This is a genomic window from Siminovitchia sp. FSL H7-0308, assembly GCF_037980985.1.
Lineage (GTDB): Bacteria > Bacillota > Bacilli > Bacillales > Bacillaceae_C > Siminovitchia > Siminovitchia thermophila.
Genome location: NZ_CP150282.1, coordinates 4,259,885 through 4,280,075 on the forward strand (window position 1 = coordinate 4,259,885; position 20,191 = coordinate 4,280,075).

At 44.8% G+C, this 20,191-nt stretch carries 13 protein-coding genes, 2 tRNA genes and 2 rRNA genes; 5 read left to right on the forward strand and 12 right to left on the reverse strand.

Translation table 11 applies throughout. The features are described from left to right. Positions 1–200 precede the first annotated feature (200 nt). The 12 genes from MHB50_RS19980 to dnaA all read right to left on the reverse strand — a co-directional run bounded on the left by MHB50_RS19980 (position 201) and on the right by dnaA (position 15,776). Positions 201–3,131 (reverse strand): 23S ribosomal RNA (locus tag MHB50_RS19980). Between the two features lie 359 nt (positions 3,132–3,490). Next, positions 3,491–3,566 (reverse strand) — tRNA-Ala (locus tag MHB50_RS19985). Between the two features lie 41 nt (positions 3,567–3,607). After that, positions 3,608–3,684, reverse strand: a tRNA-Ile gene (locus tag MHB50_RS19990). A 200-nt stretch (positions 3,685–3,884) separates the two neighbouring features. Beyond that, positions 3,885–5,435, reverse strand: a 16S ribosomal RNA gene (locus MHB50_RS19995). Together the 16S and 23S rRNA genes with 2 tRNA genes alongside form the textbook arrangement of a ribosomal RNA operon. 569 nt (positions 5,436–6,004) lie before the next feature. Further along, on the reverse strand, positions 6,005–6,184 hold the full coding sequence (locus MHB50_RS20000) for a hypothetical protein (RefSeq protein WP_340084611.1): 180 nt from the start codon (positions 6,182–6,184) through the stop codon (positions 6,005–6,007). Between the two features lie 622 nt (positions 6,185–6,806). Next, a complete protein-coding gene (gyrA, locus tag MHB50_RS20005) occupies positions 6,807–9,302 on the reverse strand; it encodes a DNA gyrase subunit A (RefSeq protein WP_077109412.1) in 2,496 nt (831 codons plus the stop codon). 65 nt (positions 9,303–9,367) lie between these two features. After that, entirely contained in the window at positions 9,368–11,287 is a 1,920-nt protein-coding gene (gene gyrB / locus MHB50_RS20010; protein WP_340085374.1) for a DNA topoisomerase (ATP-hydrolyzing) subunit B, read from the reverse strand. Positions 11,288–11,345: 58 nt separating this feature from the next. Beyond that, positions 11,346–11,585 carry an extracellular matrix/biofilm biosynthesis regulator RemA family protein gene (locus MHB50_RS20015; RefSeq protein ID WP_340084612.1) on the reverse strand — a complete coding sequence of 80 codons (240 nt, stop codon included), beginning with the start codon at positions 11,583–11,585 and terminating at the stop codon, positions 11,346–11,348. 12 nt (positions 11,586–11,597) lie between these two features. Continuing rightward, entirely contained in the window at positions 11,598–12,716 is a 1,119-nt protein-coding gene (recF, locus tag MHB50_RS20020) for a DNA replication/repair protein RecF (RefSeq protein ID WP_077109410.1), read from the reverse strand. Positions 12,717–12,730: 14 nt separating this feature from the next. After that, a complete protein-coding gene (gene yaaA, locus MHB50_RS20025) occupies positions 12,731–12,946 on the reverse strand; it encodes a S4 domain-containing protein YaaA (RefSeq protein WP_077109409.1) in 216 nt (71 codons plus the stop codon). 174 nt (positions 12,947–13,120) lie between these two features. After that, the gene (dnaN, locus tag MHB50_RS20030) at positions 13,121–14,257 is read right to left on the reverse strand and encodes a DNA polymerase III subunit beta (RefSeq protein ID WP_077109408.1); all 1,137 of its coding nucleotides are present in this window, start codon (positions 14,255–14,257) and stop codon (positions 13,121–13,123) included. A 169-nt stretch (positions 14,258–14,426) separates the two neighbouring features. Next, positions 14,427–15,776 carry a chromosomal replication initiator protein DnaA gene (gene dnaA, locus MHB50_RS20035; protein WP_077109414.1) on the reverse strand — a complete coding sequence of 450 codons (1,350 nt, stop codon included), beginning with the start codon at positions 15,774–15,776 and terminating at the stop codon, positions 14,427–14,429. Between the two features lie 504 nt (positions 15,777–16,280). Between dnaA and rpmH the strand changes: the two genes are divergently transcribed. From rpmH to mnmE, 5 genes are all read left to right on the forward strand, one after another. After that, positions 16,281–16,415, forward strand: a complete 135-nt coding sequence (gene rpmH, locus MHB50_RS20040) for a 50S ribosomal protein L34 (protein ID WP_077109407.1) — start codon at positions 16,281–16,283, stop codon at positions 16,413–16,415. A gap of 71 nt (positions 16,416–16,486) precedes the next feature. Continuing rightward, the gene (rnpA, locus tag MHB50_RS20045; protein WP_077109406.1) at positions 16,487–16,846 is read left to right on the forward strand and encodes a ribonuclease P protein component; all 360 of its coding nucleotides are present in this window, start codon (positions 16,487–16,489) and stop codon (positions 16,844–16,846) included. Between the two features lie 115 nt (positions 16,847–16,961). Next, positions 16,962–17,720: a YidC family membrane integrase SpoIIIJ gene (gene spoIIIJ / locus MHB50_RS20050; protein ID WP_236017149.1), complete on the forward strand. Its 759-nt coding sequence runs from the start codon at positions 16,962–16,964 to the stop codon at positions 17,718–17,720. Next, a complete protein-coding gene (jag, locus tag MHB50_RS20055) occupies positions 17,717–18,349 on the forward strand; it encodes an RNA-binding cell elongation regulator Jag/EloR (protein WP_077109404.1) in 633 nt (210 codons plus the stop codon). Before spoIIIJ ends, jag begins: the two co-directional genes overlap by 4 nt. A gap of 432 nt (positions 18,350–18,781) precedes the next feature. Next, entirely contained in the window at positions 18,782–20,167 is a 1,386-nt protein-coding gene (gene mnmE, locus MHB50_RS20060) for a tRNA uridine-5-carboxymethylaminomethyl(34) synthesis GTPase MnmE (RefSeq protein ID WP_205180041.1), read from the forward strand. Positions 20,168–20,191 lie beyond the last annotated feature (24 nt).

Consider the following 20,191-nt stretch of genomic DNA (forward strand, 5'->3'; position numbering starts at 1 on the left):
CATATGTTGTTGTGAGATTCATTCTCTCAAAACCGGGATACATGAGAAGAAGTCCGAGAACCGTTTTGCGCTTCGTGTTCAATCCAGCTCCGGACGCTATCGCTTTGCGTCACTTCGCTTCTTCTGGCAAAGTCGATTGACTTTTCCGCCAGAAGCTCCAGTGAGCTACAGCGATGGACGAGCGTCCTACGCTTTTTCGTTTGATTAAGTCCTCGATCGATTAGTATCCGTCAGCTCCATGTGTCGCCACACTTCCACACCGGACCTATCTACCTGATCATCTTTCAGGGATCTTACGTTGCCTGGCAAGCCAGACAATGGGAAATCTCATCTTGAGGGGGGCTTCATGCTTAGATGCTTTCAGCACTTATCCCTTCCGCACATAGCTACCCAGCTATGCCTCTGGCGAGACAACTGGTACACCAGCGGTGCGTCCATCCCGGTCCTCTCGTACTAAGGACAGCTCCTCTCAAATTTCCTGCGCCCGCGACGGATAGGGACCGAACTGTCTCACGACGTTCTGAACCCAGCTCGCGTACCGCTTTAATGGGCGAACAGCCCAACCCTTGGGACCGACTACAGCCCCAGGATGCGATGAGCCGACATCGAGGTGCCAAACCTCCCCGTCGATGTGAACTCTTGGGGGAGATAAGCCTGTTATCCCCGGGGTAGCTTTTATCCGTTGAGCGATGGCCCTTCCATGCGGAACCACCGGATCACTAAGCCCGACTTTCGTCCCTGCTCGACTTGTAGGTCTCGCAGTCAAGCTCCCTTCTGCCTTTACACTCTGCGAATGATTTCCAACCATTCTGAGGGAACCTTTGGGCGCCTCCGTTACCTTTTAGGAGGCGACCGCCCCAGTCAAACTGCCTGCCTGACACTGTCTCCCAACCCGATCAGGGTCGCGGGTTAGACGGTCCATACAGCCAGGGTAGTATCCCACCGTTGCCTCCACGGAAGCTGGCGCTCCCGTTTCCATGGCTCCTACCTATCCTGTACAAGCTGCACAGACAGTCAATATCAAGCTACAGTAAAGCTCCACGGGGTCTTTCCGTCCTGTCGCGGGTAACCTGCATCTTCACAGGTACTATAATTTCACCGAGTCTCTCGTTGAGACAGTGCCCAGATCGTTGCGCCTTTCGTGCGGGTCGGAACTTACCCGACAAGGAATTTCGCTACCTTAGGACCGTTATAGTTACGGCCGCCGTTTACTGGGGCTTCAATTCGAAGCTTCGCCTAAGCTGACCTCTCCTCTTAACCTTCCAGCACCGGGCAGGCGTCAGCCCCTATACTTCGCCTTACGGCTTCGCAGAGACCTGTGTTTTTGCTAAACAGTCGCCTGGGCCTATTCACTGCGGCTTCTCAGGGCTATTCACCCTAAAAAGCACCCCTTCTCCCGAAGTTACGGGGTCATTTTGCCGAGTTCCTTAACGAGAGTTCTCTCGCTCACCTTAGGATTCTCTCCTCGCCTACCTGTGTCGGTTTGCGGTACGGGCGCCTATTGCCTCGCTAGAAGCTTTTCTCGGCAGTGTGGAATCAGGAACTTCGGTACTTTTTTTCCCTCGCCATCACAGCTCAGCCTACACGGTAAGCGGATTTGCCTACTTACCGGCCTTACTGCTTGGACGCGCTTTTCCAGCTGCGCGCTTGCCTTATCCTCCTGCGTCCCTCCATCACTCAAACGGCAATGAGGCGGTACAGGAATCTCAACCTGTTATCCATCGCCTACGCCTTTCGGCCTCGGCTTAGGTCCCGACTTACCCTGAGCGGACGAGCCTTCCTCAGGAAACCTTAGGCTTTCGGTGGAAGGGATTCTCACCCTTCTTTCGCTACTCATACCGGCATTCTCACTTCCAAGCACTCCACCGCCTCTTTCAAGACGACTTCGCCGCGCTTGGAACGCTCTCCTACCATTGCTATTGCAATCCACAGCTTCGGTGATACGTTTAGCCCCGGTACATTTTCGGCGCAGAGTCACTCGACCAGTGAGCTATTACGCACTCTTTGAATGGTGGCTGCTTCTAAGCCAACATCCTGGTTGTCTAAGCAACTCCACATCCTTTTCCACTTAACGTATACTTGGGGACCTTAGCTGGTGGTCTGGGTTGTTTCCCTCTCGACTACGGATCTTATCACTCGCAGTCTGACTCCCAAGGATAAGTATTTGGCATTCGGAGTTTGTCTGAAGTCGGTAACCCGATGAGGGCCCCTCGTCCAAACAGTGCTCTACCTCCAATACTCTCACCTTGAGGCTAGCCCTAAAGCTATTTCGGAGAGAACCAGCTATCTCCAGGTTCGATTGGAATTTCACCCCTACCCACACCTCATCCCCGCATTTTTCAACATACGTGGGTTCGGGCCTCCAGTCAGTGTTACCTGACCTTCACCCTGGACATGGGTAGATCACCTGGTTTCGGGTCTGCGACCTCATACTCTTGCGCCCTATTCAGACTCGCTTTCGCTGCGGCTCCGTCTTTTCAACTTAACCTTGCATGAAATCGCAACTCGCCGGTTCATTCTACAAAAGGCACGCCATCACACTTATTGTGCTCTGACTACTTGTAGGCACACGGTTTCAGGTTCTATTTCACTCCCCTCCCGGGGTGCTTTTCACCTTTCCCTCACGGTACTGGTTCACTATCGGTCACTAGGGAGTATTTAGCCTTGGGAGATGGTCCTCCCGGATTCCGACGGGATTTCTCGTGTCCCGCCGTACTCAGGATCCACTCGGGAGGGAACGACGTTTCAACTACAGGGCTGTTACCTTCTTTGGCCGGCCTTTCCAGGCCGCTTCGTCTACGCCGTTCCTTTATCACTCCACTTTGAGTGTCCTACAACCCCGAAAGGCAAGCCTTTCGGTTTGGGCTCTTCCCGTTTCGCTCGCCGCTACTGGGGGAATCGATTTTTCTTTCTCTTCCTCCGGGTACTTAGATGTTTCAGTTCCCCGGGTATGCCTTCCATTCCCTATGGATTCAGAAATGGATACTGCCTCATTACTGGCAGTGGGTTTCCCCATTCGGAAATCTCCGGATCAGCTTGCTTACAGCTCCCCGAAGCATATCGGTGTTCGTCCCGTCCTTCATCGGCTCCTAGTGCCAAGGCATTCACCGTGCGCCCTTATTAACTTAATCTTTTTTCGGTCAACGATTAGCATCGAATCTCTATGTCAGCTCCCTCATTCACGTCATTACGCACTTCATGTGCGCTCCGGTGCTCATTCGGTCGCTTCCTTGATCTTCCCGCTTCTCGTTGCCCTTGGTTGAGTGATACTGACACTCAAACCTAAAGGTTTTACACTTCTCATGGTTGCTCCATAATGGATCATCCATAAGGTGAACGATTCTCGGTTTGTTTCTTCTCATGTTATCCGGTTTTCAAAGAACAAAGTAGGCTGAACCCAATCACATGGTGTGATTCATCAGCACATTTATGCAATTTTGCGGCTAATAGCAACCAAGTCCTCGGCTACAAAATCGCAAAGGCACAAATATGGTGGAGCCTAGCGGGATCGAACCGCTGACCTCCTGCGTGCAAAGCAGGCGCTCTCCCAGCTGAGCTAAGGCCCCATAAAGTAGAAAAATCCCCATTTTTATTACCAAATGTGGGATGGTGGGCCTGAGTGGACTCGAACCACCGACCTCACGCTTATCAGGCGTGCGCTCTAACCAGCTGAGCTACAGGCCCACTTGGGATTTAAAGAGTTTGACCTCTCAAAACTAAACGAAACGAAAGCGTCAATGTTGTATCTATTGGAAATGTCCAGTTGCGGCTCCTGGCTGCTCGAGATCGCTTCGCTTCTTCTGTAAAGTCCTGCGGACTTTTCGTCAGAAGCTACAGCGCCGGTCGCAGCCGAGCAGTCGCCTCCACATTTCAATTATCCTTAGAAAGGAGGTGATCCAGCCGCACCTTCCGATACGGCTACCTTGTTACGACTTCACCCCAATCATCTGTCCCACCTTCGGCGGCTGGCTCCAAATGGTTACCCCACCGACTTCGGGTGTTACAAACTCTCGTGGTGTGACGGGCGGTGTGTACAAGGCCCGGGAACGTATTCACCGCGGCATGCTGATCCGCGATTACTAGCGATTCCGGCTTCATGCAGGCGAGTTGCAGCCTGCAATCCGAACTGAGAATGGTTTTATGGGATTCGCTCCACCTCGCGGTCTCGCGGCCCTTTGTACCATCCATTGTAGCACGTGTGTAGCCCAGGTCATAAGGGGCATGATGATTTGACGTCATCCCCACCTTCCTCCGGTTTGTCACCGGCAGTCACCTTAGAGTGCCCAACTTAATGCTGGCAACTAAGATCAAGGGTTGCGCTCGTTGCGGGACTTAACCCAACATCTCACGACACGAGCTGACGACAACCATGCACCACCTGTCACCGATGTCCCCGAAGGGAAAACTTTATCTCTAAAGCGGTCATCGGGATGTCAAGACCTGGTAAGGTTCTTCGCGTTGCTTCGAATTAAACCACATGCTCCACCGCTTGTGCGGGCCCCCGTCAATTCCTTTGAGTTTCAGCCTTGCGGCCGTACTCCCCAGGCGGAGTGCTTAATGCGTTTGCTGCAGCACTAAGGGGCGGAAACCCCCTAACACTTAGCACTCATCGTTTACGGCGTGGACTACCAGGGTATCTAATCCTGTTCGCTACCCACGCTTTCGCGCCTCAGCGTCAGTTACAGACCAGAGAGCCGCCTTCGCCACTGGTGTTCCTCCACATCTCTACGCATTTCACCGCTACACGTGGAATTCCGCTCTCCTCTTCTGCACTCAAGCCTCCCAGTTTCCAATGACCCTCCACGGTTGAGCCGTGGGCTTTCACATCAGACTTAAGAAGCCGCCTGCGCGCGCTTTACGCCCAATAATTCCGGACAACGCTTGCCACCTACGTATTACCGCGGCTGCTGGCACGTAGTTAGCCGTGGCTTTCTGGTCAGGTACCGTCAACGCACCGGCAGTTACTCCGATGCGGGTTCTTCCCTGATAACAGAGTTTTACGATCCGAAGACCTTCATCACTCACGCGGCGTTGCTCCGTCAGACTTGCGTCCATTGCGGAAGATTCCCTACTGCTGCCTCCCGTAGGAGTCTGGGCCGTGTCTCAGTCCCAGTGTGGCCGATCACCCTCTCAGGTCGGCTACGCATCGTTGCCTTGGTAGGCCGTTACCCCACCAACTAGCTAATGCGCCGCGGGCCCATCTGTAAGTGACAGCAGAGCCGTCTTTTATCCTTTCTCCATGCGGAAAAAGAAATTATCCGGTATTAGCCCCGGTTTCCCGGAGTTATCCCAGTCTTACAGGCAGGTTGCCCACGTGTTACTCACCCGTCCGCCGCTGACTAAAAAGGAGCAAGCTCCTCTTTTGTCCGCTCGACTTGCATGTATTAGGCACGCCGCCAGCGTTCGTCCTGAGCCAGGATCAAACTCTCATGTAAAGTTTGGTTAGCTCATAATTAAAGCTGACTAATCAATTATTGATTGACGTTTCGTTTCGTTCAGTTTTCAAAGATCAAACTTGGCGCCGCTCTTTTGAGCGACTTTATTAGTATATCAATCTGACGAGAAGATGTCAACAACTTTTTAAAATCTTTTTTATCGCGACGCTCTCGCTCGTTCAGACAACGATTATTAATATAACACCTTTTTACTGGCTTGGCAATAGGTTTTTTAAAATTTTTATGGGATTAAAATTTAGAGGAGGATAAGATGTTTCCACTTGCCAAAACGTGCGCTCTGCCGAGGGCTAAGACCGTGGCGAAGCCGCACCGAAGGGGAATTAATTCCCCATTGACCCTCCCTCTAATGCTCGCCGAGCAAAAAAACAAAATAAAAAGATACGAAAAATTCCCTCGCATCTCTTGTATTTCATTTCGTTTATTTTGCCATTATCATTTTTCTCAAATCATCAAGTTCAAATTCGCCATCAACATACCTGTCAGTTTAAGCTCCGATTTTCTTTTGTTAATGGTTTGAATTTACCGCCAAAATTTCTTACTATCCATCTTTATCTGTTATTAAAAATATTTTCCCCTAATTTCATTTTAGTGTAATCATATAGAAAACCCTTTTTTCTCTTTTTAATAACATCAATATTTCTAGTAAGAATCATTGAAATTAATAAATTTATCAACTTTACACCGACAAAAATAAATACTAAAAAACTTACTAATTCCAAATTACTCATATTGATTACCACCCTTTTGCTGCACAAAAAGTTTTAAAGATTTTAGGTGCCTTTGGACTGTTTTTCCACTTTTTACAAGTAGCATAAGCCCCTAGATCTTTTGATTGATATAGTGTTCGGATCATAAAAGCACGTGTTTTTTCACACAACATGTGCTGGTTGTAAGAGATGTCAATCTTATTAACGGCCACTTCATCAATTGTTTGCATGTACCCAATTAAATTTTTTGCGGTTTTTTATATTTCGCTAAACGATTAAAACCTTGAGCGATTGCTTTCAAACTTTTGCCTAAATCCTCGCCATCATAGATATTATTCACTGATAACCCTTACAGTCCGTTCCAAACCATTGTCAAGATGTCGCTATCCAATCCACAATGTCCGTTTGGGCCCGTTTTGCAATCTGTTCCGTAGCCTGTAGTTGCAATTGTTGCCTTGCGCCTGGTTTTTTATGTCACTTTTCAATTTACTCTTGATAAGTAGCTAGTCAAAATGATAAACGTACGAACTAATATTTACAATTGAACATCAAAAATATTTCTTAATAATCCAAATACAAGCAGCCCGTATATCCATTTTTTCAAAAAAAGAACATCGGGGAATGATCCGATGCTCCGCATTGCTTATTCGTACAATTCTTCACCTGTGATTTCTTCATCACTCGGCGTTGTTGATATTTCTTCAATTCCTTCGGCTTTTTCTACTTTTGCGACCGTGGCGACAGATTCCTCTTCATCAAGCCTGATCAGAATGACACCTTGTGTATTACGGCCCATGACGGAAATATCTTCAACCGCCATACGAATTAAAATGCCGCCGGCAGTGATCAACATCAGGTCTTCATCACCTTTAACCGTTTCTACAGCAACGACACTTCCCGTTTTCTCGGTAATATGGCAAGTAATTAGACCTTTTCCACCGCGGGATTGTATCCGGTAATCAGCTGCTGGCGTCCGCTTGCCGTAGCCATTTTTTGTTACGACAAGAACATCGTGGTCCTCCTCGAGAATTTCCATTCCAACAACTTCATCGTTTTCGGTTAAATTAATCCCTTTTACGCCAGTTGCCGTTCTTCCCATTGGGCGTACATCTGTTTCAGGAAAGCGGATGAGCAGTCCGTTCTTCGTTCCAATCACGATATCTTTATCGTTATCCGTTAGTTTTACCGAAATAAGTTCGTCGTTTTCCCGAAGGTTCAGGGCGATCAGTCCATTATTTCGGATGTTGGCAAAGGCTGATACCGGCGTTCTTTTAACAATTCCTTCTTTTGTCGCAAAGAACAAGAACCAGTCTTCCAGGACTTCTTCCACGGCGATGATTGTATTGATCCACTCACCTTTATCGATCTCCAGCATATTAATGATCGGCAGTCCCTTGGCCGTCCGGCTGTACTCGGGAATCTCATAACCTTTCTTCCTATACACTTTTCCTTTGTTTGTAAAGAAAAGGATGGTGTCATGAGTAGACGTCGTAAGTAAATGTTCTACGAAATCATCTTCATTTGTTCCCATTCCTTGAACACCCCGGCCGCCCCGTCTTTGGCTACGGTATGTGGAAATGGGCAGCCGCTTGATATAACCGTTATGGGTTAACGTGATGACAACATTTTCCCTTGGAATCAAATCTTCATCTTCGATGTGTCCCACTCCACCGGAAACAATCTCAGTCCGGCGGCCATCATCAAAGCGCTCTTTAATTTCCGTCAATTCATCGCGAATAATTTGCAACACTTTTTCTTCATCAGCCAGAATGCCTTTTAATTCCGCAATCAGCTTTAGAAGTTGCTGATATTCATCTTCGATTTTTTCTCTTTCAAGACCGGTCAAGCGCTGAAGCCGCATATCAAGAATCGCCTGGGCTTGCTTTTCGCTCAAGTTGAATTGTTCCATTAACCCGGTTCGGGCAATGTCGGTTGTCTCCGACCCCCTGATCAAGCTGATGATGGCATCAATATGATCAAGGGCAATTCTTAATCCTTCTAAAATATGGGCACGGGCCTCCGCTTTTCTCAATTCAAATTCTGTTCGCCTGCGAATGATGACTTTCTGATGTTCCAAATAATGTTCCAAGCATTGCTTTAAGTTCAACACTTTCGGCTGTCCGTCCACAAGCGCCAGCATATTAATACCAAAACTCGTTTGCAAGGCCGTCATTTTATATAGATTATTTAAAATAACATTTGCATTGGCATCCCTGCGGACTTCCATGACAATTCTCATGCCGGAACGGTCTGATTCATCCCGTAACTCAGTAATGCCGTCAAGTTTTTTTTCACGCACCAGTTCGGCAATTCGCTCGATAAGCCTTGCCTTATTCACTTGGAAGGGAATCTCATGGACGATAATCGTTTCCCTTCCGTTTGATTTCGTTTCAATCTCAACCCGGGCCCGCATAATGATGGAGCCACGGCCTGTCTCGTAAGCCCTTCTGATACCGCTTCTTCCCACGATCAGTCCCGCTGTCGGAAAATCCGGTCCTTGAATATATTCCATCAATTCTTGAATCGTTATTTCAGGGTCCCTGCTCAACATCAGAATGCCGTTAATAACTTCACCAAGTTGGTGGGGAGGAATATTCGTTGCCATTCCTACGGCAATCCCGGAAGAGCCGTTGACAAGCAGGTTTGGAAAACGGGCGGGCAACACGACCGGCTCTTTTTCCGAACCGTCATAGTTCTCTTTATAATCAATCGTGTCTTTATTTAGGTCCCGTACAAGCTCCATCGAAATCTTGGACATCCTGGCCTCGGTGTACCTCATGGCGGCCGCCGAGTCGCCATCAATGGAACCAAAGTTCCCATGTCCGTCCACAAGCATGTACCTGTAGCTGAAATCTTGCGCCATCCGAACCATCGTTTCATAAACAGGCGAATCTCCGTGAGGGTGATATTTTCCGATAACCTCCCCAACGATCCGCGCTGACTTCTTATAAGCTTTATCACTTGTCATCCCAAGGTCATTCATGGCATATAATATCCGCCTATGAACAGGTTTTAATCCATCCCGGACATCGGGAAGGGCGCGGGAGACGATGACGCTCATCGCATAGTCGAGAAAGGATGAACGCATTTCCTGACTTAAATTGATTTCCTTCACATTTGATTCAGGCATATCTGTCATGCTAAAACCTCCCTTATCCCGAAAAAAGCAAGTGAGGATTCTCACAAGCTTTTAACCGGCAAAAATTAAATATCCAAATTCTTTACGTATATTGCATTCTCTTCGATAAACAACCTGCGCGGTTCCACTTTTTCACCCATGAGCATATCAAATGTTTCATCTGCATCAATGGCGTCTTCCAAGGTCACCTGCAGGAGCGTCCTCGCTTTCGGATCCATCGTCGTTTCCCAAAGCTGCTCGGGATCCATTTCTCCGAGTCCTTTATACCTTTGCACAATCGGTTTTGGCTGCTCCGGCAACTCTGCGATCAGAGCATCTAATTCACGATCGGAATAGGTATATAATTCCTTTTTCCCTTGGCTGATTTTATAAAGCGGGGGCTGGGCTATATAAATATAACCCGCTTCAATCAATGGCCGCATATAACGGTAAAAGAGCGTAAGCAACAGCGTCCGGATATGGGCGCCATCCACGTCCGCGTCCGTCATGATCACTATTTTATGGTATCGGGCTTTTGAAATGTCAAAATCGTCTCCGATTCCAGTGCCAAGAGCCGTAATGATCGCCCGCACCTCATTGTTGGACAGAATGCGGTCAAGACGGGATTTTTCAACATTAATAATCTTTCCCTTTAGGGGTAAAATAGCTTGGAAGTGCCGATCCCGCCCTTGTTTTGCGGAGCCGCCGGCGGAGTCTCCTTCAACGATATACAATTCACTGATTTCAGGATCTCTGGAAGAGCAGTCCGCGAGCTTCCCTGGAAGACTGGATATTTCCAATGCATTTTTTCGCCGTGTTAGTTCACGCGCTTTTCGAGCCGCCATCCTCGCTCTGGCGGCCATTAAACCTTTATCGACGATTTTCCTTGCAAGTGTCGGATTTTCCAAAAGGAACTTCTCAAAGTGCTCTGAGAAAAGAGCGTCCGTGATCGTACGGGCCTCTGAATTTCCAAGTTTCGTTTTCGTTTGTCCCTCAAATTGCGGATCTGGATGTTTGATGGAAATAATGGCGGTCAAACCTTCCCGGACGTCTTCTCCTGACAAATTACCATCATTTTCTTTAATGATTTGATGCTTTTTGGCATAGTCGTTAATGACTCTTGTCAAAGCTGCCTTAAATCCCGATTCATGCGTTCCACCTTCATATGTGTGGATATTGTTTGCAAAGGAATAAATATTACTTGCATACCCGTCGTTGTACTGCATGGCAATTTCAATAGCGATCTCATCGCGCTCACTGTCGATGTAAATCGGTTCCTCGTGAAGCACTTCTTTCGCTCTGTTCAAGTGCTCTACATAAGACATAATTCCGCCTTCATAGTGGAATTCGAGCTTTTTGGGTTCCTCGCGCTTATCTTCAATCGTCAATTTTAAGCCTTTGTTTAAAAAGGCCAGTTCCCGGGTACGGGTAGATAAGGTTTCAAAATCAAATTCAGTCGTTTCCGTAAATATTTCCGGATCCGGTTTGAAGTGAATGACAGTTCCTGTTTGGTCTGTATCACCGATGATTTTCAAATCAAATTCGGGTACACCTCTTTTATATTTTTGATAATGAATTTTTCCGTTCAAATGTACATATACTTCAAGCTCGCTGGACAACGCGTTGACGACCGATGCGCCAACACCGTGAAGGCCTCCGGAAACTTTATATCCGCCTCCGCCAAATTTTCCGCCGGCGTGGAGGACGGTCAGAATAACTTCAACTGCCGGGCGGCCCATTTTCTCATGAATACCCACTGGTATTCCACGCCCATTGTCTTTAACGGTAATGCTGTTGTCTTCTTCAATAATGAGATTAATTTCATTGCAATATCCAGCCATCGCTTCGTCAATACTATTGTCCACAATTTCCCATACGAGATGGTGCAAACCTTTTATGCTTGTTGAACCTATATACATCCCGGGACGCTTGCGAACCGCTTCAAGCCCTTCAAGCACCTGGATTTGTTTTTCGTCGTACTGTTTTTGAATGGCCTCTTGTTCCATTGACATGAACGATTCACCTGCACTTTCCATCTATTTTAAAATGAATCAAACATATTGTTCATCTTGTATCGTTCATTGCTTTTTTCTTTAAAGTAGCGAGGGCGACAGGGGTGAGATACATATGATTCGGTGTAATTACGAGCGATTTATAAGGGCCGTCCGCAATATTGACCACACTCTCTTTTTTCTTTTCCAACATCTCTTGCATCGGCTCAGACTCATTGACTGTCTGCATATCTAAAATGGCAATGATATCACTCAAACGGACCAATGTATCATCACCTACATGAACATACATACAAGGTCCTCCTCATTCCACTCTCGTGATGTTGCCGTTATGAACTGAAAAACTGGTCGCTTCTCTTATCGTTTCATGGTCAATCCCGCTCGTTGTCGTTGTTGTCACAAACGTTTGAACTTTATCCTGAATGGTATTCAGCAAATGGGATTGGCGAAAATCATCCAATTCGGATAAAACATCATCAAGAAGCAATATCGGGTATTCACCAACTTCCTCAAAAATGAGTTCTATTTCGGCCAGTTTGACAGAGAGGGCAGCAGTGCGTTGCTGGCCTTGTGAGCCAAACGTTTGAACATCCCGCCCGTTAACATAAAAATATATTTCATCTCGATGCGGGCCAATCAGGCTGATTCCCCGGTCTATTTCTCTATTCCTTAAAGTGGAAAGTTTTTCCTCAAATGTTGTTACCATTTTGGACGAATCGGCCTGTTCTGATACATCCAGAGATGGTTTATACCGAATCGTGAGGGACTCAAGGCCTCGGGAAATACCGGAATGAATCGGCTTTGCCCAGTTTTCGAGGATTCGCACAAACTCAAAACGCTTCTGAATAATTTTGACAGCAATGTCAATATACTGTTCTGTCAATACATCCAAAAATGTTTGATCCGTTTGTTTTTTCATTTGCAATTGTTTTAAATACTGGTTTCGCTGCTGCAGAATTTTTTGGTATAAGCCTACATGGTAAAGGTAAAGGGGAGATACTTGGCCAATTTCCATATCAATAAAACGACGCCTTACTTGAGGGCTCCCTTTGACAAGATGGAGATCTTCAGGCGCAAACATCACAACATTCATATTTCCAACATATTGGCTCAATTTCCTTTGCTCTATATGGTTAAATTTGGCTTTTTTTCCTTTTTTGGAAATCGTTAACTCCATGGGAGCAGACCCGCTCTTTTTTTGAATCCTGCCCCTTATTTTAGCATACTCTTCATCCCATCGTATCAAATCCTTGTCATTTGAAGTTCGATGGGACTTGGCCATGCCTAAAACGTAAATGGCTTCCATGACATTTGTTTTTCCTTGGGCATTTTCTCCAACGAACACATTGACTTTATTTTCAAAAGAAAGTGAGAGTGTTTTATAATTTCTAAAATTTTCCAATTCCAATTGCTCAATATACATGGAAAAGACATCCTTTAATGGGCAACAAGAAAACTTCCCGCTCCCTGCACTTCGATACGATCACCCTCATAGAGCTTGCGACCGCGCCTTTGCTCAGGTTCTCCATTGACCAAGACGGTATGCTCGCTCAAAAACCACTTGGCCATTCCGCCTGAATCAATCAGATCGGCAAGCTTTAAAAATTGACCAAGTGTGATGGTGTCCGTTTGAATGACAATTTTTGTTTCCACGCTCTCACTCTTTCCGTTTATGATCTCATACCTTTATTTTACTAAAGATTTACGCTCATGACAAAGAATACGGGGGGCGCCGCCAACGATGATAAAATCATTAAACGAAAAAAGAGCAGACAACGATCATTCCTTGGATGGATATAAAAAACCTGCCTCAAGGGGCAGGCTGTCTTACGCAGTACGAACAGGCAAAATAAGTTGCAAAATGGTCGGATCTTCTACAGATTTAATAATAAAAGGCCTCATGGCGCCCGTAAAGCTGACGGTAATTTCATTGCCTTCCACAGCGCGGAGGGCTTCCATCATGTATTTCGCACTGAACGAAATATTTAAAGCTTCACCCTCAAGTGAATGAATGGGAATTTGCTCCGATACATGGCCGATTTCGGGTGTATTGGAAGAGATTTCAATCATGTTTCCCTCAAGTGATGTAAGTTTGACCACATTGTTTCTTTCTTCCCGGGCCAACAACGAAGCCCTGTCAATGGCGTCATTAAACAATTTGCCTTCAAGAACAATATTTGTCTTATATTCCGCTGGAATGAGTCGAGATGTATCAGGATAATTTCCTTCCAACCGGCGTGAATAAAAGTGAATATTTTTGGTTTTAAAAAGGACCTGGTTATCGGTAATAAAAATATTGACCGGTTGGTCATTATCATCCAGGATCTTGCTAAGCTCAGTAAGGCTTTTGCCAGGGATAACCGTTTGATAACTTTCGTTTTCCGGTAAATCGACTGGTGATGTCTTCATGGCCAGTCTGTGGCTGTCGGTGGCAACACAGGTAAGTGACCCATTTTCAATGTGCCAGTTTACACCTGTCAAGATCGGGCGTATTTCTGAGGTGGACACTGCGAACACTGTTTGTCTGATTAATGTTTTCAAAAGATTGCCCGGCATGGAAAATACAGTTTCATCCGATACTTGGGGAAGAAGGGGGTACTCCTTATGGTCAAGCCCGTTTAGATAGAACTCTGCTTTTCCGGAACGGATGAGTACTTGCCTCGAATCTTCCACCTTCATTTCTACTGTATCCTTTGGTAGTTTTCTGACGATATCTCCGAAAAAACGCGCATTCAGGACAATGCCACCGGGTTGAACCATATCAATCAATTTATCGCCATTTTCTTCAACAGGTATATAAGATTCGATGGAAATGTCGGAATCACTTCCAGTAAAAGTAATGCCATCTTCTGTGGCGACGATTTTAATTCCCGTCAAGATAGGAATGGTTGTTCTTGAAGAAACAGCCCTCATGACATGATTGACACTGTCCGCGAGCCGATTCCGCTGAATGGTAAATTGCATTTTTATTCCCTCACTTCAGCTTTATATATATTATTTTTTAATAAAAAAATCGTAGTAATAGTAGTAGGCGTTGTGGATATGTGGATAAATATGTGAATGACTGGAAATCTCGCCTTATTCACATGTGTACAAGATGTGCATGTCCATGTTCCGGTTATGCACATAATCCTCAATGTGAACTTTTAAGAGAATCCTTGATGTTTTGAATAATAGACTGTAAATCGGCGTCTGTTTCCAATAGCTTTGATATTTTATCATAAGCGTGAATGACCGTGGTATGATCACGGCCGCCAAATTCTTCGCCAATTTTCGGGAGGGAGAGATCCGTAAGCTCCCTTGCCAGGTACATGGCAATTTGTCTTGGAAAAGCGATTGATTTCGTTCTTTTCTTCGCTTTAAAATCTTCAAGTTTCACATTAAATTCGGCTCCAACCACTTTCTGGATATCGAGAACGGTAATGACTTTTGGTTTGGAGCTGGGAATAATATCCTTTAATGCTTCAGCAGTCAAATCCGCATTAATGTCCTTATTAATAAGGGATGAGTAAGCGACAACGCGTATTAACGCACCCTCCAGTTCCCTAATGTTCGTATCGATTTGATTGGCTATGTACAGCATAGCTTCATTCGGTATGTCCAACCCGTCCGCTTTTGCCTTTTTTCTTAAAATGGCGATTCTTGTTTCCAGATCAGGAGGCGTAATATCGGTGATCAACCCCCATTCAAAGCGGGATCTCAAGCGGTCTTCCAATGTCGGAATTTCTTTTGGCGGCCTGTCGCTCGAAATGATAATTTGTTTGCTTTCTTCGTGGAGCGTGTTAAATGTATGGAAAAATTCTTCCTGAGTTTGTTCTTTTCCGGCCAAAAATTGAATATCATCTATTAAAAGCACATCTACATTTCGATATTTATTTCTAAAATCATCGGCTTTATTGTCTCGGATCGAATTAATAAATTCATTTGTAAATTTTTCGGATGACAGGTAGACAACCTTTGCCGTTGGATTGTGCTCTAATACATAATGACCGATGGCATGTAACAAATGTGTTTTTCCAAGCCCGACCCCACCGTAAATAAAGAGCGGGTTATAAGCTTTGGCCGGAGCTTCGGCAACAGCGAGGGATGCTGCATGGGCAAAACGGTTCCCGGCGCCAATAACGAAGGTATCGAACGTGTATTTGGAATTCAGCATATTTTGGTAGTTTTCTTTCCTATGAATTTCTTGTACTGGATGTGGAGCAGCCGGTGTTTTGCTTGCTTCCTCTTCATTTTCAGGGGGAATGATAAATTTTACCTCCAAATTTTCTCCAATAATTTCATATAAAAGTTTAGAAATTAAATCCGCATAGCGTCCCTCTAACCAATCCCTGGCAAATTCATTTGGAGCTGCGACTACTAAAGTTTCACCTTGCAAACGATAGGCTTCAGTAAATTTAAGCCATGTATCAAAACTGGGCTTGCTTATTTTTTGTTCAATATTCTTCAGGACCTGGTCCCAAAGATCGGCCAAGTTTTCCAACATTTACCCCCCTTTATTTTAGTAGATCCCGACTTATTGGTTCCTTTCCAAGAAAAGAAATTGTGGAAAAGTATATAATAGTAGAAAACGGGTATTTCGACAATATCCACTTCTTGTGGACAAAGATATGCAATGGAGGTTTATAAACAATCCACATTCTATCCACAATCTGTGGATAATGATGAGGATTGAGATAGGGCATCCACAAGTAAAACACTATTATCATATCAAATTAAGCATGGTCCTGCAATGAGTGCCAAAGATTATCCACAATGCTAAAAAACGGTAAAAAATAATTATTAACAGCCCTTGGTTTGTGAAAAACTTGTCGATAAATATTGTGAATAAGAAATAATGAACTCACAATTCATCAACAGGCTCGTGTTGGATTAAAATGGATGGAAAAAATGAAGGGGAAGGTTGACAATCTTTCTATGACATCTTTATAATTAGTAAGACTGTCTTAAACGAGAATGATCCAACCCTCGAGGAGGTGTTACTATAATGAAAAGAACATTCCAGCCAAATAGACGTAAAAGAAGTAAAGTTCATGGTTTCCGTGTGCGCATGAGCACGAAAACGGGCCGAAGAATTTTGGCTGCTCGCCGTCGTAAAGGAAGAAAAGTTTTATCCGCGTAGACCACTGAAACGTCTCAGTGGTCTTTTTTCTAATAGATGAGAGAACGGGGCTCAGCTTTTGAGGTGGATGAATGAAGAAAACATTCAGAATTAAAAAAAATACGGAGTTTCAGGCTGTTTTTAGAAAAGGGGCGTCGGTTGCCAATCGGCAATTCGTCGTCTATATACTAGAAAAGAAAGATCAGGGGCATTTTCGGATCGGATTATCCGTCAGTAAAAAAATCGGAAATGCGGTGACGAGAAATCGAATCAAACGATATATCAGGCAATTTTTCCAAGAGAATCAAACACGTGTGAGTCCCATGAAAGATTATGTTATCATCGCCAGGAAACCGGCGGCCGAGATGGATTATCATTCCATTAAAAAGAGTTTGGAACATGTGCTCCTGCTGGGAAAAAGCATACGAAAAGAATCAAATGATAATAAATGAACAGAAGCGGAGAAAAGTGTTAAAATAACGGATAGAGCTGTTATCATCGATACGTTATTCTGATACACAGGGAGGATATAAAGTTTTGAAGAAGAAAATATTTTTATTGTCAGCATTGCTGTTTCTCGTCATCACCGCAGCAGGCTGTTCGACGATTGAAAACCCTGTGCCGATTACATCCGAGAGCACTGGTTTTTGGAGCAAGTATATCGTTTATCCTTTATCATGGCTGATAACGACCACAGCTGAAATGTTCGGCAACAGTTACGGTTTGGGGATAGTGATTGTCACGATTCTCATTCGGTTAGCGATATTGCCGCTGATGATCAAACAAACCAAAAGTTCAAAAGCAATGCAAGCACTTCAGCCGGAAATGCAAAAATTAAGGGAAAAATACAGCTCAAAAGATGCAAAAACCCAGCAACAGCTTCAGCAGGAAATGATGCAGCTGTTTCAAAAACATGGTGTGAATCCGCTGGCAGGCTGTTTTCCGTTGCTGATTCAAATGCCAATTTTAATCGGGTTTTATCAAGCGATTATTCGTACGGAAGAAATTGCTACCCACACATTTTTATGGTTTGATCTCGGAAAGCCGGATCCTTTGTTTTTACTTCCGATTATTGCGGGACTGACTACTTTCCTGCAGCAAAAAATGATGATGGCCGGAATGGAAGGCCAAAATCCGCAAATGCAAATGATGCTGTACATCATGCCAGTAATGATTTTGATTTTTGCAATCAATTTCCCGGCGGCACTTTCCTTATACTGGGTAGTCGGAAATATTTTTATGATCGTCCAAACGTATTTTATAAAACCGCCTGTCGTTCAAAAATCGACGACGAATGAGGGAAAGGTGAGGGGAGCTAAAAAGTGAAACAAGTCACTGCCAACGGACAAACCGTGGAAGAAGCAGTACAATCAGCTTTGGCTCAACTGAATGCAACAAAAGATCAAGTGGAAATTCAAATTGTCGATGAAGGAAAAAAGGGGCTATTCGGGCTCTTTGGTTCTCGTCCGGCTGTCGTTAAAGTAACGTTGAAGCCGGGCGCCATTGAATCCGTCGTGGATTTTTTGCAAAATGTCCTTCGGAATATGGGCATTGAAGCAAACATTGAAACGGTTCAAGAAGATGATCGCAACGTATTTGTCAACATCACTGGTGAAAAAATGGGGCTTTTAATCGGGAAAAGAGGACAAACCGTCAATTCTTTGCAATATTTGACACAACTTGTTGCCAATCGCCATTCAGGGCATTATATAAGAGTCATTTTAAATCCGGAAAATTACCGGGAAAGGCGAAAAGAAACGTTGGCCCGCCTGGCGGAACGCCTTGCGCAAAAAGCAGTTCATGAAGGCGAGCCGATAAAGCTGGAACCAATGCCAAATTACGAGCGAAAGATTATACATACTGTGCTGGCAGATCACCGTGGTGTACAAACCGTGTCAAAAGGGGAAGAACCCAACAGATACGTTGTGATTCAACCAAACACTTCTCAAAGCTGAGAGGTGTTTTTTTTCTGTGTAAGGATACCATTTAGCTCTCAAAAGTGTTGTATCCCTTCCTTATCTATAAAAAAATTTCCATATAAATGAAAAGAGCCAATACTCTCATTCATTGCCGCTAAACAAAAGCCAACCATCTTGGAAAAAGATCAGTTGGAAGCATCAAGGGAAACCAGTTAGAAAAACAAGTTTTGCTTAAAAGGAAGAAAAGGGAGTGTGGTTGAAGCATATTAAAAATGTCGTCTGAACGTTTTGTTACATTCAGGGAAATTTTCAAAGCCAGGAACCTGTCTTACGCCATTGTTATTCACATGTGGATAAGATAAAATAAAGAATGCAGCTTATTCCAATTGTGGATGATTGGCGATAAAAAAGTTATGCACATTGTGCATTGATATATGAATTTTTTTATAAGAAAAGAGGTGAAAAATAATGGATTTCGATACGATTGCCGCGATATCGACCCCGCTCGGCGAAGGAGGAATCGCGATTGTCAGAATCAGTGGCGATGAAGCGGTTCAGATTGCGGATCAAATATTCCGGGGGGCAGGGGGAAAGCAGTTAAAAGATGTGGCAACCCATACCATTCATTATGGATTGCTTGTCAACCCAAAAACGGGTGCGAAGGAAGAAGAAGTGATGGTGACCGTCATGAGGGCGCCACGGACGTATACACGTGAGGACGTGGTGGAAATCAATTGCCATGGCGGGCTCGTCTCGGTAAATCGTGTGCTTCAACTCGTTTTAAATAATGGGGCACGACTTGCAGAACCTGGGGAATTTACGAAAAGGGCATTCTTGAACGGACGTATTGATCTGTCGCAAGCAGAAGCGGTTATCGATCTGATACGGGCAAAGACGGACAAAGCAATGAATATCGCTTTGGAGCAAATGGGCGGCCGTCTTTCAAAATTGATCGCCAAATTGCGTCAGGAGATATTGGAGACACTTGCCCATGTCGAGGTAAACATCGATTATCCTGAATATGATGATGTAGAAGAAATGACGCATCGCCTTTTAGAGGAAAAAGCCATCTATATTCGTGACCAAATAAAAAAATTACTAAATACCGCCGAACAAGGTAAAATATTACGTGAAGGTTTGGCGACTGCCATCATCGGACGGCCAAACGTCGGAAAATCATCCCTCCTAAACAGCCTCGTTCAGGAAAACAAGGCGATTGTGACTGATATACCTGGCACAACGAGGGATGTTATTGAAGAATATGTAAATGTAAGAGGCGTTCCTTTGCGTTTAATTGATACGGCGGGGATCAGAGAAACGGAAGATATTGTTGAACAGATCGGTGTGGAGCGGTCCCGCAAAGTATTAAAGGAAGCGGATTTGATTTTACTCGTACTCAATTCCGCCGAGGAATTTACTTCTGAAGATGAGCAACTTTTTAAAGCCGTTGAAGGAATGGACGTTATTGTTATCGTGAACAAAACGGACTTGCCAAGAAAAATAGATTTGGAAAAAGTAAGGGACATGGCTTCATCACATACCGTTGTGACGACTTCTTTATTGGAAGAAGAAGGGATCGATGATTTGGAACAGGCGATTGCCGATATGTTTTTCCGCGGTGAACTGGAAACGGGTGATTTGACATATGTATCGAACAGCCGTCATATCGCATTATTACATCAGGCGCTTGATGCGATTGAAGATGTCATTACAGGTATTGAAATGGGGACTCCAATCGACATCGTACAGATCGACATGACCAGAACATGGGAATTGCTCGGAGAAATTATTGGTGATACTGTACAGGAAAGTTTGATTGATCAGTTATTTAGTCAATTTTGTCTCGGAAAATAAACAACAGGCGTTAACAGAATAAGT

Bases quoted from the DNA above. Each gene is read 5' to 3' on its own strand.
- rpmH (WP_077109407.1), top strand. From the start codon at position 16,281: ATGAAAAGAACATTCCAGCCAAATAGACGTAAAAGAAGTAAAGTTCAT.
- gyrB (WP_340085374.1), bottom strand. From the start codon at position 11,287: ATGGAACAAGAGGCCATTCAAAAACAGTACGACGAAAAACAAATCCAG.
- recF (WP_077109410.1), bottom strand. From the start codon at position 12,716: ATGTATATTGAGCAATTGGAATTGGAAAATTTTAGAAATTATAAAACA.
- MHB50_RS20000 (WP_340084611.1), bottom strand. From the start codon at position 6,184: ATGAGTAATTTGGAATTAGTAAGTTTTTTAGTATTTATTTTTGTCGGT.
- mnmE (WP_205180041.1), top strand. From the start codon at position 18,782: ATGGATTTCGATACGATTGCCGCGATATCGACCCCGCTCGGCGAAGGA.
- rnpA (WP_077109406.1), top strand. From the start codon at position 16,487: ATGAAGAAAACATTCAGAATTAAAAAAAATACGGAGTTTCAGGCTGTT.
- MHB50_RS20015 (WP_340084612.1), bottom strand. From the start codon at position 11,585: ATGTATGTTCATGTAGGTGATGATACATTGGTCCGTTTGAGTGATATC.
- dnaN (WP_077109408.1), bottom strand. From the start codon at position 14,257: ATGCAATTTACCATTCAGCGGAATCGGCTCGCGGACAGTGTCAATCAT.
- gyrA (WP_077109412.1), bottom strand. From the start codon at position 9,302: ATGACAGATATGCCTGAATCAAATGTGAAGGAAATCAATTTAAGTCAG.